The organism is Achromobacter sp. RW408 (assembly GCF_003184165.1).
In the GTDB taxonomy this organism is placed as follows: domain Bacteria; phylum Pseudomonadota; class Gammaproteobacteria; order Burkholderiales; family Burkholderiaceae_B; genus Achromobacter; species Achromobacter xylosoxidans.
The window spans coordinates 2,082,309-2,098,637 of sequence record NZ_QHHO01000049.1 but is presented as its reverse complement, the minus strand read 5'-3'; the positions used below and the strand labels follow the sequence as shown (position 1 = coordinate 2,098,637).

Sequence of the window (16,329 nt, the reverse complement as noted above, 5' to 3'; positions counted from 1 at the left end):
AACCGAGGATACGTGGCTACGCTTTTGTGCCCATGCGCGGAACCGGCGAAGCGGGATTGTGCAAGTCAGTAGAGGCACAAATACAGTTCCCTGGATTTGGAGCCATCCGTAGATGTTGATTCCCGTAGAAGCACAAAAGCGTAGAGCAACACCAAATGAACACTATAGATTGTAGCCCTATAGGGCGCAATGCGATGTCATCTTGGTTTTTGAGAGGAAACCATAGGTGGCGGCAGCATACTCATTGGCGAAGGCATTGAAGACAGTCAGGAAAGCGCGTGGCTTGAGCCAGGAAGCGTTCTCCGACGTGTCGAGCCGTACCTACCTGAGCACCCTGGAGCGCGACCTGAAAAGCCCCACCATCAGCAAGCTGGCCGAGCTGTGCGAGGTGATGGACGTGCATCCGCTCACGCTGCTGACGCTGGCCTATGCCGGCGAAGACAAACGCAAAACCCAGCAGCTTCTGGTACAAATCCAGAAGGAACTGGATGCAATCGTTTTTGGTGAATGAGATGACTGAACCCCGCGACTTCGACCATCTGTGGCGCGACCGCAACGACACCTCGCAACAGCGCGTACCGCGCGTGCTGATCCGGGTGTTCGTCGGGCCGGGGGAGCTTGAACGCAGCGTTCGTTTCTATGAAGACCTACAAGGCGTGACCGCCGACGGTGGCTTTCCGTTCCCCGAAGCGGGTTTGCGCTTGGCGATGGTCGGCGCGTTCCTGCTGATCGAGGGAACGCCCGAAGCATTGGCGCCTTTCACTTCGACCACGGGCACGCTCCTGGTCGATGATGTGCAGCCTTACTACGACAAACTGGTGGCTGCCGGGGCAAAGATCATTTTTCCTCTGCAAGTCGTTCCCACAGGCGCGGCATTCAATGCCGTTCACCCGGATGGCACCGTTGTCGAGTACGTCCATCATCGGCCCGACCCACAGGGTCGGTAATCAACGGCGAACGCCGGAGCCGGGCTGTACAAGGAAGCGCCCTGCCGCAAGGGGCGGGGCGCGGTGGGTGGCCTTCAGGCCGCCTTGGGCTTGCTGCGCGACCAGATCAGGTCGTGCGCGCCGTCCTCGCCTTCGATCAGGCGGGCATAGACCGTCGCCGGGAACGAAGGATCGTCGAGGGACACGGACACATAGGGCCGTCCGGCTTCGCTGACTTTCCGCCACCCTGCGCCGAAATCGTGGCCCGCCGCTTGCAGGCGGAAGTCGGGGGCGCTCTCGGTGTTGCCCTTGTCGTTGGGAACCAGCTTGACCTTGACGTTGAGCGTCAGGGTGCGAAGCGTGCCGGTGTAGCCGTCTTTGTCTGCGGTGAAGGTGCCGATGTTAGCCATTGCAATTACTCCTTTCGGGTGAATCAAGGTCGCGCCAGTGCGTCCTTGTTGTGATCCGTCCGGCGGGGGATGGGCTGGCCGCACCGCGCAGCGGTCGCAACACCGTGGAGAATCTGGAAGCGCCTACAATTTGCCCCGCGAGGAATGCGCGCAGCGCAGGGGAAATTGTTTGCGCTGCAAGGTTGCGGCCATAAAGCCCAAGGCGCAGCCGCGCCACCGCCAGGATTCACGACAAGACAAGGACGTACAGGCCGACCGCGCCCGAATGGAGACATGGCCGACTCGGCATCCCGCGTGACGGCTACACTGGTTTGTGCTTTGACGCGGGCAAGGCCAATCTCCCAACGACAGGCGAAAACGGCCCCCGCCGCAGCTTGCGGCGACGTACTTGAGGCGTGGCGTGAAAGCTCCATAGCGAGGCCGGGCGGCGTGTCGGTGAACCGTCCTTCGTGACGAACAGGCAACGAACCGTCAGCGTCGGGCACGGCACGCTTTCCCACAACCTGCCGCAGCAAGCCGGGACGTAGCCCCACCAGCCCCGCCCATTGCGGCGGGGCGCTTGTCCTGCAAGCGGTAGCGCGCAGCGCCGCAGGCGCGAAGGCGTGAGGGATTGATGCCTCATGGCCGTGACGGCTTGCCGGCACGGGGCGCAGCCCGAAAGCCCGGCGGCGCATGGTGCCGCCACGCTTCGCTTGTGATTTTCTTGCTGCTAGACGTTGGGAACAGGAAGCTGGATAAAACGTGCTGGTGACGAAATTGTCAGTGATTGAGTGGCCCGAGAAATGGCCACATAAAAGAGCTTCGCCTGAGCCTGACGCTCATTCGCGAAGTGGCTCGCGTCAGGGATGACCACATGATCGAATTCCAACCCCTTCAATAGCAGCGGAGTCGAGACAGTGCGTTTAGGTAACCTTCGACCCGAATTACTGACTCGCTGGCGAATGCTGAGAGTCGCTGCTGTCATTGTCTCGGCTCGACCAGCAGAAACCTCGGTCGCGGCCCGTTCGGCATCTCGCCATAGCTCATTGCGATAAAGCTTCCATCTTGGGCGTTTGCGGGCCAACCCGAACATCTGGGTAACAGCTTCCGCTCCACTACCTTGGGCCAACGTAGGTACCAGATCCCGCATTGCTTGCTGAAGCGCAGTGTCCTCGGGATCAGGCAGTTCGTCCTCGACAACTGGTTTTTTGTGGAAGCAATCTTCAATTAGAGAAGTGAACGACCGAAGCCTCCCAGTACCGTCAGCCGCTCGATCCCACGCGGACGCGAAATCCCGAAGTCGATTCGCGGCGATTTCCTCGATAGCCTGGTATCCACCATTGGCGGCTTTGGCGAGTCTATAGCAGATGGTCTTGTTGCAATGGATGGCGGCGAAGCTGCCATCCTTTCCGTCGATACCCTCGAAGAGTGTTCCCATGTCGAAGGCATCATCTGATTCACGATAGCTAATGCGAGGGTCAGACAAGTCGATAACTTCGCCGCGCATGAGCTTCAAGCGAGTCTCCGCGATCCACTGTCCGAGTTCTGGATTCTTGCCAACCCAGCGGTGAGGCGTTTCGAGTGTCCCAGCAAACGGGAAGCCGTGATGGATATCGTCGCTCCAGCTCAATGTCGCGCCAGCAAATTCGAAGATACCCTGCATCGGGTCGCCAAAGATCAAGGTGGGCACAATGCCTGAGAGCGCAACTGCGAGTTGGTGCTGCAAGCTATGACAGTCTTGATACTCGTCAATCAAGATGCGGTCGTAGGAGGCTGCAATGACCTCGCGGACAGCCTTGACCCCGAGAGTTGCGGTCGCACCACGATAGAGTTGGTTCCATTGCTCGCCTGTTTGTGGCAGGCCATCAGGCGGTTGGGCCGCGCCAGGAAATGCATGGGCATAGCGCATGCACCACCCGGCAATGGTATCGACAGTAACGAGCGAATGAGGAACGCCCAAGCGCTTTATGCGCGCCCGAATGGCATGCACGCCCGCATGCGTGTGGGTCAAGATCAGCGCGCGACCGCCCAAGGCCGCAACATTGGCAATGATCTCCGTTTTGCCATGCCCGGCAGGCGCCACCACTGCCGCGTTGCCCAAAGCGAAGAGATCGACGGCGTCAGGCATACAGCCATACCTCGGCTTGAGTCAAGGCCGTCGCAAGCGGTGATTCGGGATTCTCGGCAGCGATCCGCCAAACTATTGGCGCCAAGCCTCGACCGATTCTTTGATCTTTGAACCACTTTTTCCTGCTAGCCACTTCGGCAACTGCTTCCCGAAGCTGAGCGCCATCCATTTCAGAAAAAAACTCCCAGGCTGCAAAATCGCCTCTGATCGTCGCAATATCTAGGTCGGGAATTTTGATGTCGAGATTGTTGTCGATGGCATCGTCGCCCCGTTCTTCGCGAGCGTAGACCAGCAGTTCTTGAACCAGAGCATCGCTCGCGGTCGAAAAAACAACTTGTTCGGTGTTGAGTCCACCGCCGTATTCGAAAATAGGAACATTAGCTGCCGCCAGCGCAGCTGTGGTGGCAGGGGGCAAAACCGTATCCGAATCTCGATAGATTGCAGTCGTATAGCCCAGGCCGGCGAGCGCAAGAGCCATTGAGGGTGCCTGCTCACCATTGCCGTCGGCGAGGGCAGCTCCCAGTTGTTCAATTGGCCGATTTGCATGACGCGCTGGCCAGTTCTCGCGCAAACCAAGGAGAAGACCAAGCTCGGTGTTTCCTTCAGTCACTAATATTCGGCGTGCGAACAGCGCTCTAGGCGTAAAGCGCATCAGAGCGCGGATAAGATCAGGAGAATTAGAATGAGCGACCGTAGCTGTTCGTCCTGGTCGATATGTTTGGATCACACGCAAGCTGGTCGCGCCGGCCTCTCCGAGTGCAGCATCGGAGTGTGTAGTCATTAGGACTTGCCCAACCGGCTTGCCTGTCTCCTTTGCCTTTGATTGATCACTCTTGAGTTGCGCAATCGCGCCGATGATCCGATGTGGCTCAAGCCCATGCTCAATCTCGTCAATCAAGACAATAGCCCCTTCAGCGATAGCAGATTTCTGAATTGCCAAGGTGGCGAGCCGTCGAGTGCCAAGGCCGGACAACCTAAGCGGGACACCACTGTCATGGAGAGCAATAGAGCCCGAAGACAGCCCGGATCGCCCAAGCTCCAAGCCGGGTTCATAACTGCCCTCAACGTATGCACCCAGTCCCTTGGCGAACCCCTCGGCCAATTCTGCCGTGTCGGCGAGTGCTTCAATGTCGTTCAGATTGGCGCTCGCTCGGGCAGCCCGATATGCCTCTGCAAGACGGGCTGCTGCCTCTTTATTGTCGCCTGTCAGTCTAGACAGAACCGATCCTTGACCCCAAGCCAAATGCCGCGCGTCTTCACCGGCCAATCGAACAAGGCCGAAAAGTGCGCGATCGCGGTTGGACAGAGTGCGAGGCTCCTCACTCCTATCACATACCAGTTCCCAAACAGGCTCCATAGTGGCATCAACAGTGAGGCGGACTGTCAATACGGGCTCATCATCATCTTCGGGTTCATCGCGTAGCTGGCCAGCAGCCGTCCATCCTCGGATGTAAAGGCCGAGACGTTCGTCTGATTTCAGAGATTTGGAAAGCTCGCCAACTGTGGCTTCGATGACGATGGAGTTGGAAGTGTCACAGGCGAGGAAGTCCGGCTCGGTGAACGAGAACCAGCGAGACGAAAGTGCCGCTTCGGCGGCATCGAGCAAAGTGGATTTTCCCGAGTCACCGGGGCCAATGAGACAGCAGAAGGAAGAATCAGGCTTCCAGTCCAGTGCAGAGATGCCTCGGAAATTCGAGATCTTGAGTTGTCGGATTTGCATGCTCTCCCTTTCGATGTACGCCAGGTCGATCTGTATCCTTCAATTTGTGAACAGTGTGTCAGGCGTTTTCATGATACTAGCCATGTAGGGGGAAGAGCCAGAAGCTATCACTCATTACTGCGATACCTTTTAACCCGCACTGCGAAGGTGTAGTGGCGTTCTGCTTCGGCTGTTGGCTTTGAACACCGGGCGCGGCCACTGCCGCGCCCGGATTTTTGGTACTCGCCGCGCTCAGGCCAGAATGGCGTAGGCACGTTGCGGATTGGATTTGGTCCTTCGTTTCGAAGATCCACCACGCGGCAAGGCGTAACCCGTGATGGGGTGAATGTCTGTCAGGCAGGGACGGGCGTCCAGCTGCGGGCGAGTACATTGCCGGAGCAGTTTGAGAGGTTGGTTCATGGTGACTTCTCAAAGTGAAGCGCCCCGATCGAGCCGGGGCGCCATCAGCGATGCAAGATCACGCGGCCAGTGCTTCGGCGTCTTCATCTTCTGCCACGGCTTGCGCGTCCTGCTGCGGGCCTTCGGCGCGGAAGATGGCGGGCATCCAGCCGATGCCATCGGCCAGCCGTTCGGCCTCGCTGGCAATGTCGGCCTTCTTCAACTTCGCCAGTCGGGTGACATGCTCCGGCGCGAACTCGCCCACGACCTCCAGAATCGCGGCCTTGGAAATGTGCTTGAAGTAGCCGTCTGCCGTGGGTTGCCACCATGCGGCCATGTCCAGCCCTACGGCCTGCGCCAGCTCCGCGCCCGGTTGCTGCGCCGTGGCGCGTGGCGTTACTACATCCACCGTGGACGCCACGCACACCGCCAGCAGCCGCACCAGTTCATCCTGCGGCTTTGCCAGCAGCGCGGCGAACAGTTCGGCGCTGTCCTGCGGCAAGGCGTCGCCTGCCACCTGTTGCAGTTCGCGCAACGCGACGGCGGCGGGCGATTCCGGCCAGTCCGGGGCCATGCCTTCCAGCCTGTCTTGCTGGGTCAGTTTCACGCCCAGCGGCAGATCGTGGCCGTAATGGCTGCCTTGCAAGACGGTCTGCACCATCCCATGCACCACGCCAGCCAGCGCGGCTTGCGGATGCCGGGCGACTTCGATTTGCAGCGCGGCGGTGCGGTGGGCGCTCAAGCGCTGCGCCAGCCGGTCGGACAAAGCGGCGGTTTTGGGTGTGTCGTCGGCTTCCTCGCCTTCGTCGTCATTCCCGGCTTCGCCGTCGCTGCCGAAACCCTGCCGCAAGCGTTCCAGCGTGCGCAGTGCGCGGGCTTCGGCTTCGCGCATCAGGCCACGATGCACCACGGCTGCGCCGCTGCGGTCGATGGTGACGATGGCACCGGCTGCGGCCTTCACGTTCGGGCTGTAGTCCTGCAAGCCATCTTCCAGCGCCTGCAACTGCTCGCCCAGGCGTTCCCCTTCCTCCTGCAAGGCGTCGGCCTTGTCCTCGTCCTCGGCGTCCAGCGCGGCATCCACGGCTTCGGCCAGTGCGTGCAGCTTGGTTTGCAGCGTCTCGATGCGGGCGGCTTCGCGCTTGTTCGGTTCACGGCTCTCCCTGGGGGCACGCTGGAAGGCGTGCAGGTCGGCATGGGTGACAGAAGGCGTGGCATCCACCCATGCCCAACCTTCGGCCTTCACCTCGGCGGCAAGGCTGGCCAGCTTGTCTTGCGCCAGCCGTTCCAGCAGTGCCGCGTCGGTCAGGTACACGCCTGCATCATCATCCGCGAACAGGTCGCGGCGGATGCCGCCGCCTGCGGCTTCGTAGGCGTCCAGCCCGACGAAGCGCACCAACGGATGCCGGTAGGCGTCAATCTCGCGCTCGGTCAGGCGTTCGCGCAGATTGTGCGGGCTGCGCTGCCATGTCGGCGCATCGTAGAACGCGGCTTCCTGTGCGGCATGGTCGTCGGTGATGGCAAGGGCCATCAACTGGTCAAGGCTCACGGCTTCGGCCCGGTAGTCGGCCAGCAGGCGCTGCGAGACATTCGCCAGCTTCAAGCGGCGCTGCACCACCAGCGGCGTGACGCTGAAATCCGCAGCAATGTCCTCGATGCTGCGGCCTTCCAGCACCAGCGCGGCGAAGGCTTCAAACTGGTCTGCCGGGTGCATGGCTTCGCGCTGCACGTTCTCGGTGAGGCTCGCCGTGCGGGCGGTGGCATCGGCCACCCGCAGGCAAGGCACTTCCCATTCCTTGCTGATGCGGCGTTTCTTGGCCAGCAGCTTCAAGGCGGCAAGGCGACGGCCACCGGCCACGACTTCGTAGTGTTCGCCATCGGCGGTTGCGGTGACGATCAGGTTTTGCAGCAGGCCGACACGCTGGATGCTGGCGGCGAGTTCGGGAATGGACATGCGCGGGGTCTTGCGCACGTTGCGGCCCTTGGGGCGGGACACCAGCCGCGACAGCGGGACAAGAATCAGGTTCTTGGTGGGGTCGGCGGCTTCCAGCGGCATGGCAGGCGCGGCGCTGGCGGCGGCGTGGATGGCTTGGGCTTCGGTGTGGTTGATGGCGTTCATGGTGAAAACTCCTTGCGATGAGGGAATGCAGCAGCAAATGACGCGGCAAGGGTTGCTGCCTGCCCTTGCCGCGTAGGGGAATCAGGCTTTCAACTGGCGCAGGCCATCGGCCAGCAGCCACAGGGCGCGGTTCAGGCGCACATCGGAATCAATGCCCTGCACCGGGCGGGTGCGCTGGCGGCGTCCGTTGGCGCTGCGCCCGGACAAGCCACCTTTGGTCAGGTTCTCCTGGGCGCGGTTGAACACGCTCCACAAGTCCGGGCGGCGGTCATCGAATCGGCGCGGCATCAGGATTTGCGATTCGGAAACGGGCGCGGGCTTGTCCGGGTCGTCGTATTTCAAGGCCAGGGCGGCGCGGGCGAATACCTCGGCTTCGCCCTCGTCGAGCGTGACGGCCCGCATGGCTTCGCGGTTTTCCTTCACACGCTCAAAGCCGCTCAAGACTTCGTAAGCGCCTTCGATCACGGAACCGGCCACATCGCCTTTGTGGGGAATGCGCACATCGGCCACGGTGTCGCCGCAGACAAGACCATTGGCGCAGACAAAGCGGAACATGCCGGCCAGCATCTGATAGCTGCTGGTGCCGTCGTGCGAGTTCAACAGCACAATTTCGTTGGCTTCCGCGCCGTTGATCTGGCTGGCGTGGCGCAGGCGAATCATGTGCTTGGTGAAGTCGCGCCGGTCGGCAACGCGGGTGCGGGTCTGCGCCACCATGAAGGGCTGAAACCCTTCCTTGCGCAGTTCGGTCAGCACGGCGGCGGTGGGGATGTAGCTGTACCGCTCGGAACGGCTCTCATGCGGGGCGTCCGCGAAGATGGACGGGGCCACGCGGTGAATCTGGTCATCGGGCAGCGGATAGTCGCTGCGCAGGACCGGGGAATGGGAAGCGAAACGGGATGCAAGCATGGTCTTTACTCCTGACGAAAAGGGTTTGCTGTTCAAACCGCGCACCGGATTCCAAGATTCGGAGCCCAGCCTTTGTGGCTGTTCGGTGCGGTTGGCACGAAGAACCCGGTTGGCCCTGTTGCCACCGTCTTTCCTGAGTTCATCGCCCGCGACGGTCAGGAGCCCACGGACGGGGGCCGTCAAGGAGGAAAGCGTCAGGGTGGAGCGGCCCGCAGGCGCAGCCGAGGACACGGCCTGGCGCGCCTTGACGGCACGCGGCCACGGGCTACAGTCGCGAGCAAGGTGATGGAGTCAGGAGAGACGGCTGGACATGGCAACGGCCGCCGCGATGTGCAAACCGCACGCAAGCGCAAGCGCGCAGGCCCGGATCTGGAAGCCGGGCCGTAGGCGTCAGCCGAGCGGAGCGAGGAAACGATGGAAGCCCGTCAGGGGCGAGACTCGCGCAGCGAGGCTCGATGCCACGCACGACAGCGCGACCGGCCATATTTCTTGGCCGGGGACGCCCAGTGGTATTGGCAGCGACGGACGCGACAGGTCAGATGCCAATAGGCGTAAATCTTCTAAAATGTAAGTATTGACGACGGATAGTTGTCGTTGTCAGCCTATAAGAAGGCAACGCAAATAGGATATCTAGGCTCGTTTAGTCAGCAGGGGGGCTTTATGTATTTGGGCGGTTTAACAATTTCGCGTTTTCGGTCTTGCGACAATGTGACCGTCAGTTTCCGTCCCGACCTGACAGTCTTGGTCGGTGAGAATAATGGTGGCAAATCCAACGTCATAGACGCAATCCGGTTGCTTACCTTACCGCTGAGTGGACGACGGGAGCGTTATCCGGAGGACGAAGATGTACGACGCCACGCGACTGCGCCAAACTTCCAGATCGAAGGTGTTTTCCGAGAACTCGGCGACACCCTAAAAGGGCTGCTGATCTCGGCAGTTCCAGATCCCACTACGAACGAAGCAGTATTCGGCTATCGGTATGAGTCACGATCCGAGCGCGCGCCGCGTGGGAAGACCACGGTTTGGGCCGGGCGCTTCGACACCAACGAGCCGGAGGCCGGCTCCTCTGAACTGATCCGACATGTCTACCTTCCTCCTTTACGCGATGCGCATCAAGCGCTTGGCACTGGCAGTGGCACACGGGTCATGGCGCTGCTGCGCAACTTCCTACCCAAGGATCAAGAACAGGATTTCCTCGCTGGCGTCAGGCGCGCGGATGAACGGCCCGACATCCTGACCACGATGAACACGGAGATCGGTACAGCCCTAGGCTTGCTGACCAATGGGGTTCGCCCGCAAACGGCAGCGCTGGACTTCGGCGCCGAAACCCTATTCGACGTCGCCCGCGATTTGAGGTTTCGTCTGGCAGACACTGGTCTGGTTCCCGAAGACATCCGGGCCTCTGGTCTGGGCTACTCCAATCTACTCTATATGGCCACGGTAGTGGTTGAATTGGCCAAAGCCAAGGAGACCGACCTCACGATTTTCCTCGTCGAAGAACCTGAAGCGCATCTGCACCCGCAGTTGCAGGTGCTTGTGCTCGAATTCCTGCTAGACCAAGCACGCCAATCGAATAATCGTGTCATCGATCCTGGCAAGCCGGAAGGCCGCATCCAGATCGTCGTGACGACCCATTCGCCGAACCTAACGGCATGGGTCTCTCCAACGCATCTAGTGGTCATGCGTTCGCGTCGTCGCGACCAAAACGGGGTGGCGGTTTCAGAATCAGTCAGTGTGCCCATTGCCGAAATCGGACTCAAGCCAAAGACACTGGATAAGATCAGCCGCTATCTGGACGTGACGCGCTCCGCGCTGCTGTTCGGCAACAGGGCCATCTTAGTGGAAGGAATTGCGGAGGCGCTGCTATTGCCCGTACTGGCGCAGAAGATTGTTCTCGTCGGTGATGCCGATGGATGGCTCCGGTTCAAGGGAACGGTCATCGTGCCGATCGAAGGTGTGGACTTCCGCCCCTACGTAGAGGTGCTGCTACGCCCACATGGCGATGCACGTATCGCTGATCGACTGATTGTGATCACCGACGCAGACCCAACTGTGTTGGGAAATCGGAAAGTTGATCTGGAAAACCTCGCCGCAATACATGGCGCGCCGCAGGCACTGACCGTGCTAACCAATCAGCACACGTTGGAGCACGAGATCTTCAGTGCTGGAAACGAAGCCTTTCTTAAGAGCGCATTTCTTCGTCTGCATCGCAACTCACGGCGTGATTGGGAAGATCGGATCGAGAGAGTCCCTGTGCAGGACCGTCCCGATGCGTTTCTTAGGCTGATAGAGGCGAAGAAGACCCGCAAGGGTGACTTGGCCCAGGCCATGGCTTCACGTATTGCGGCGGGCGAGCCCTTTGTTGTCCCGCCCTATCTGGCAGATGCGATTCGTGGCGCTGCTCAGGCATGATCGGCATTCAGGGTCTAACAGTAGAGCAGGAAGCATTCGCTGCACACGTTGGCGGTACCTTCGTTCATGCTTGCCCCGGCGCCGGAAAGACCCGCACGATCATTGCTCGCCTAGCCAGGATTGCCGCCACGTTGCCACCACGCCGTGGTGTGGCGGTACTCTCGTTCACAAACTCTGCCGTCGATGAGTTTCGCGAACGCTGCCAGGCCGTAGGGCTCGACTCTCTCTTGAAGCATCCTAGCTTCATGGGGACACTTGATGCTTTCGTCAGGCGTTTCGTAGTGCTACCAAGTTGCGCGGCAACAAGCACGACGCGACCAATCATCCTCGATAGCTGGGATACTCTTGGCATCGAGATCCGATTGTCTGGACAATTCGCCTTCCGAGGTGATCCGGTAAGTCTGGATCTCTTCGACCCGGAAACCAATGTCATTGATCCAGCAAAGATCAGACACGCCGGATTGCAAAATCATGTACGCCAGCATCAAGCTCGATATCAACAGGTGGCGGCACTCCGGCGACGCGGCTTGCTGCAGGCAGGCTATCTGAGTGCCGGCGACGCCCGCGTTCAAACGCTGCGGTTGATTCGTGATCCAATGCATGGCGGAGCGCTAGTCCGCGCACTAGCGGCACGTTTCCACGAGGTTATGGTAGATGAAGGCCAGGATTGCAATCCGCTCGATCTACAGATTCTCTCGTGGCTCAGAGCACACGGCGTGCATGTTACCTTTGTGTGTGACCCTGACCAGGCGATCTACGAATTCCGCAATGGCAATCCTGCGGGTATTCAGGAATTCAAGGAAACGTACCCCGTTGAATCGCATCGAAGGTTAACGGGCAATTTTCGCAGTAGCCCTGCGGTCTGCCGGTTAGCCGCCACACTTAGGAACGCTGGCGAGGTGGATGAGCCTGTCGGTAATAATGCGAATGTTGAACATCCAGTTTTGCTTCTGACATACGGTGGCCGAGGCCCAACAGCGATGGTCGGTCAGGCTTTCCTTGATCGGGTTACTGAACTTGGCTTGGATTCGACGAATGCAATTATCCTGGCGCACTCAGGCAAAGTTGCGCAGCGGGCTGTTGGCGCGCCCACCAATGACTCGAACGGAAGCTCGCGGATCGAGTCATTGGCTCGGAAAGTGGCAGAGTTCCGGTCGCCCGCAGCAACGGCACGATCTAGAGAGGCTGTGCTTCAAGCAGTGGAGACGACGCTGCTGGATCTCATGGGGCTACGCCAACCGAATGAGCATCTATTGAAAACCGTGGAACGCCTTGGCATGGATCGTCGAGCACATCGAAGACGTTCGCTGAGTTTCCTCATGAATCTTCCTATGGAGTGCGGGGATACCGATGCTGATCGGCTTTCCTGGATAGCCCATGTGCATGAGGGGGTGGAACGACTGGGGCTTTCACTACCGGACGGCGTGACCGTGCGTAGTTTTTTCCGACGACCGACCAATGCGCAATGGTCGAACCATCTTCAAATTCCGACTAATCTCGGCCTCAGATGCGCAAAGATTCATGAGGTAAAAGGCCGTGAGTACGGCGCGGTGTGCGTCGTTGTTCCGCCGAATCGCGCGCCTCAAAACCGGATTGAAGCTCTATTTGACTCTTGGGAATTACGTGCAGATGCGGAGGCCAAACGCGTGCTCTACGTTGGGCTAACGCGCGCCAAGCACTTGGGAGCGCTTGCAGTACCCGTCGCCTTTGCCGATCGATGCACTGCCGTGCTGATCGCAGGTCAAGTGCCATACACAAGAAGGGACTTGTAGCACTTTGGCAAAATGCCACATTGATTATCGCTGGCGCCACTCTTGCGCTGATTGTTGCAAGTGTTTTGTGTATATGATTTGAGGCTCTGAGTCTGCGCTTACCGTTTTCCGTCCTTGAGGGACAGCGTTCCGCGAGATTCGAGCAGACGCCGTGTGTTCTCCAGCTCTTTTTGCAGCAACTCGGCGTCCGGCAGCACCGTCCGGTAGTTCGCCGCCATCACCTTGGTCGGCAAGCCATCCAACGCATATCGTGCCAGGGCATGGCCCTTGTCGGCGCACAGGATCAGGCCTACCGGCGGATTCTCGTCCGGGTAGGCCCAATGCTCCTTGGCATAGTTGCAGTACATGTGCATCTGCCCCACATCGGCATGGGTCAGGCTGCCCAGCTTCAGGTCGATGATGACCAGACAGCGCAGCTTGCGATGGAAGAACAGCAGATCCACCCGATACCAGGTCTGGTCGATACGCAAGCGCCGCTGCCGCCCGACGAAGGTAAAGCCTTCACCCAGCTCCAGCAGGAAGTCTTCCAGCCGCTGAATCAAGGCCGCTTCCAGGTCGGATTCCGAATACTCGTCCTTGAGGTCGAGGAACTCCAGCACATACGGGTCTTTGATCGCGTTATTGGGCGTGACGGCATCATCGGGCTTGGCCACCGCCCCCTTGGTCAACATCGCCACCTTGTCCTTGGACAAGGCCGTGCGTTCGTAGAACTGGCTGCCAATCTGCCGGTCGAGTTGACGCACACTCCAGCCACCGCGCAGTGCTTCGGCCTCGTAGAACTGGCGGGCATGGTCGTCCTTGACCGACAGCAGCCGCACATAGGCTGACCACGGCAGGGTGAAGACCTGAGCCAGCTCGGACAGGCTCAATTCCCCAGACACTGTCTGGGATTTCCCAGGGAGCGACTCGTTTCCCAATTTCCCAGACAGTGTCTGGGAAATCTCTGGTTGGGGGTACGCGAGGTAAAAACGCCGCATGCTCTCCAGGTTGTTGACGCCGAACCCGCGCCCGAATCGGGCCGTCAGGTCGGTGGACAAACGCTCCATCAGCTGTTCGCCGTAACCAGCCCGCCGCCTGCCTTTCTGCTCGGCTTCGACGATCCGGCGGCCAATCTCCCAATAGCTGGCCGTCATCAGCGCGTTGACACTGCGCGCCGCTGCCTGGCGCGCCGCATCCAGCAGTTCCACGATGTCGCCGTGGATGCCGGCATAACCAGTCGGTAACGTGGCCCGTTTCCGCGTTGCCACAGGCGTCTTCCTTGTCATGCTGTCACCTCCATGGAACGGGATGCCGCCGTAATCGCCTGTCGCCGGCTGGCCACCAATTCGGCCGCATCCCGCACCGGCTTGTCCTCGGTATGAACATAGTGCATGAACATCGCCACGGTCTTGTGGCCTGTGAGTTTCATGCCCACCTTGGTGGGTATGCCTGAGTTGGCAATGTCGGTTGTCGCCCTATGGCGGATGCCGTGTGTACCGACATGCGGCACGCCTGCTGCCTTGAGCACGCGCGTCCAACCGCAATAGTGCTCGCCAAAGGTAAGGTGGCGGGTCGGATCATTGGGCGAAGGCAGGACGTAGGGGCAGTCCTCCCGGCGTGGCGCAGAGGACAGCAACCGATAGGCTTCCTCGCTCATTGGCTTGGAGACCCCGCCGGTCTTGCTGTCTGGCCACACCACGCGCCGGTTCTCAAAGTCCAACCAGTCCCATTCCAGCGGGCAAATTTCCGAGCGCCGTGCGGCAAACTCGAATTGCAGGCGGATGGCCAGTGGGATGACGTAGTTCTCCAGCCCCTCGGCTTCCAGCTTCTCTAACTGGCGGAAGATTCGCACCAGTTCATCGTCCACGATGAGCCGGGTTTCCTTTCCAGGCGGATACATCGGGACATGGCGGCACGGATTCGTGCCGTCAGGGCGCAGCCCCCATACTTCGGCCAGGTTAAACATCTTGCGCAGTACGCCGAAGGTGCGGTTTGCTTCGGCCGGCTTGTAGGCCAGCTTCTTCATCAGCGCGGCCACGTCCGGGCGCTTCACGTCCTGCACCTTCATCCGGCCCATGATCGGGATGATGCAGCGGTCAATCACGCCCTGATAGCCGCGCTGTGTGCTGGGCTTGTTGCGCTGCTTGGAGTAGTCCTCCATGAAGGTGTGGCAATACTCCTTCATCGTCGGTGCCTTGCGGGCCGCATTCTTGGCCGCGCTGGGGTCGCCGCCCTTGCGGACCTCGGCCAGCCACTCCTGCGCCATGGCGCGTGCCTGTTCGACGGTCAGTTCCCCGTACTGCCCCAAGGCGGGCTTGCGGCGCTCACCGGCGTTCGTGCGGTATTGAAGCATGAAGACCTTGCGGCCCGCCGGGGTGATCTTGCACAGGAAGCCGGGCACCACGGTATCCCGCAGTTCGATGGCCTTATCTTGGGGTTGTGCCGCATCAACTGCGGACTTGGTGAGCTTGATCTTCGCCATGATGACTCCTCGGAAAGCCCGGTTTCCAAGAGCCGCATGGGAGCCACGCGAGGGGAAGCCGGGTCAAGTTTCGGAAAGCACCGGCATATGTTGAACTCGCCTAAGTGATTGATAAACCTGCTGTATAGAGCCTTGGCGTAGTCCAGCGAAATGCGGTACTGGAGTCATCGTGAAACAAAAAAAAGCCCCGCCACGTCGCCGCTGCGCGGGTCGCTGCCCCCCGAGGGGGCGTTTTTGCCTTGGGGCGGCCCGGCGGCAAAAAACCCCAGGCGCCACGGCGCGCTGGGGTTTTTTTACGTGTCCGGCTGCCTACAGCGGCAACTCGGCGCCCTGGCACAGGCGCGGGTCCGGTACGCCCGACTTGCCGGCGTTGATGCGCCCGGCCAGCCGCCGGCCGAAGGCCGGCAGGCCCTGGGCGCTGACGTCCAGGTCGTACCAGCCTTCGCAACCGGCGTATTTCAGTTCCAGCGCGCCGCCGGCCTGCACATGGGCCATGGCGCGCCAACCGTCGCCCATGCGTGATTCGATCTGCACCGGCAGGTGGGTGTCGCCGTGGTTGATGAGGCGCAGGCGAATGCCGGAGGTCACCGGCACCAGCTGCGTTTCCAACAGGCCGGCATCCCGGGTGTCGCCGCGGAACCTGCGGTGGAAGCCGTCCGGACCCAGCAGCCACAGGTCATAGGCGCCTTCGGCGTCGAGACGCCAGCCGTCATCCAGCCGCGCGCCGGCACCGACGGTATAGCGGCGCGGGGCGCGCTCCAGCGCCCGGCGGTCGTAGACGTGCAGCACCGCGCCCGCCGTGCCCGGGTTGCGGAAGGTCAGGCGGTAGTGTTCGCCGTCGGCGGTCATGCGGCCCACGGCCTCCAGGGCATAGGGCAGGGCGCAGGTGTGGCGCGCGCTGTCGGCGTGCAGCGTGGCGCGGTCGCCAGCGAAGTCGAAGGCCGAGGTCAGGTCGCCGGCCACGGCGCGACGCCAGGCGCTGATGTTGGGCTCGGCCACGCCGAAGCGGGCCTCCAGGAAGCGGATCACAGAGGTGTGGTCGAACACTTGCGAATTGACCCAGCCGCCGCGGCTCCACGGCGACACCACCAGCATCGGCACGCGCGGCCCCATGCCGAAGC

12 protein-coding genes are annotated in these 16,329 nt (G+C 60.7%); 4 read left to right on the top strand and 8 right to left on the bottom strand.

Annotated features, from left to right (window positions below; all coding sequences use genetic code 11):
* Positions 1-226 precede the first annotated feature (226 nt).
* Positions 227-511, top strand: coding sequence for a helix-turn-helix domain-containing protein (locus DK459_RS29065; protein WP_083301398.1), 285 nt, complete (start codon positions 227-229; stop codon positions 509-511).
* 1 nt (position 512) lies between these two features.
* Complete coding sequence (locus DK459_RS29060) at positions 513-947, top strand: VOC family protein (RefSeq protein ID WP_070541659.1); 435 nt, start codon at positions 513-515, stop codon at positions 945-947.
* 74 nt (positions 948-1,021) lie between these two features.
* On the opposite strand, the gene DK459_RS29055 is transcribed toward DK459_RS29060, so the two are convergent.
* From DK459_RS29055 to DK459_RS29030, 5 genes are all read right to left on the bottom strand, one after another.
* Positions 1,022-1,336: a DUF736 domain-containing protein gene (locus DK459_RS29055; RefSeq protein WP_070541656.1), complete on the bottom strand. Its 315-nt coding sequence runs from the start codon at positions 1,334-1,336 to the stop codon at positions 1,022-1,024.
* A 709-nt stretch (positions 1,337-2,045) separates the two neighbouring features.
* Positions 2,046-3,443, bottom strand: coding sequence for a UvrD-helicase domain-containing protein (locus DK459_RS29045; protein ID WP_083301397.1), 1,398 nt, complete (start codon positions 3,441-3,443; stop codon positions 2,046-2,048).
* A complete protein-coding gene (locus DK459_RS29040; RefSeq protein WP_083301396.1) occupies positions 3,436-5,163 on the bottom strand; it encodes an ATP-dependent endonuclease in 1,728 nt (575 codons plus the stop codon). Before DK459_RS29040 ends, DK459_RS29045 begins: the two co-directional genes overlap by 8 nt.
* 457 nt (positions 5,164-5,620) lie before the next feature.
* A complete protein-coding gene (locus DK459_RS29035) occupies positions 5,621-7,657 on the bottom strand; it encodes a ParB/RepB/Spo0J family partition protein (protein ID WP_110135220.1) in 2,037 nt (678 codons plus the stop codon).
* 81 nt (positions 7,658-7,738) lie between these two features.
* Entirely contained in the window at positions 7,739-8,563 is an 825-nt protein-coding gene (locus DK459_RS29030; protein ID WP_070541647.1) for a DUF932 domain-containing protein, read from the bottom strand.
* A 660-nt stretch (positions 8,564-9,223) separates the two neighbouring features.
* Here DK459_RS29030 and DK459_RS29025 point away from each other — a divergent pair.
* Positions 9,224-10,975, top strand: a complete 1,752-nt coding sequence (locus tag DK459_RS29025; protein WP_110135219.1) for an ATP-dependent endonuclease — start codon at positions 9,224-9,226, stop codon at positions 10,973-10,975.
* Complete coding sequence (locus tag DK459_RS29020; RefSeq protein ID WP_083301395.1) at positions 10,972-12,747, top strand: ATP-dependent helicase; 1,776 nt, start codon at positions 10,972-10,974, stop codon at positions 12,745-12,747. The genes DK459_RS29025 and DK459_RS29020 overlap by 4 nt, the downstream gene beginning before the upstream one ends.
* A 98-nt stretch (positions 12,748-12,845) precedes the next feature.
* Here DK459_RS29020 and DK459_RS29015 read toward each other — a convergent pair whose 3' ends face one another.
* The 3 genes from DK459_RS29015 to DK459_RS30890 all read right to left on the bottom strand — a co-directional run.
* Entirely contained in the window at positions 12,846-14,012 is a 1,167-nt protein-coding gene (locus DK459_RS29015; RefSeq protein ID WP_070541638.1) for a YhcG family protein, read from the bottom strand.
* Positions 14,009-15,208 (bottom strand): site-specific integrase, encoded by a 1,200-nt coding sequence (locus tag DK459_RS29010; protein ID WP_070541635.1) that lies wholly within the window; start codon positions 15,206-15,208, stop codon positions 14,009-14,011. The genes DK459_RS29015 and DK459_RS29010 overlap by 4 nt, the downstream gene beginning before the upstream one ends.
* 309 nt (positions 15,209-15,517) lie before the next feature.
* Positions 15,518-16,329, bottom strand: an 812-nt coding sequence (locus DK459_RS30890; protein ID WP_199234315.1) for a phospholipase domain-containing protein, incomplete at its 5' end; no start/stop codon positions are given.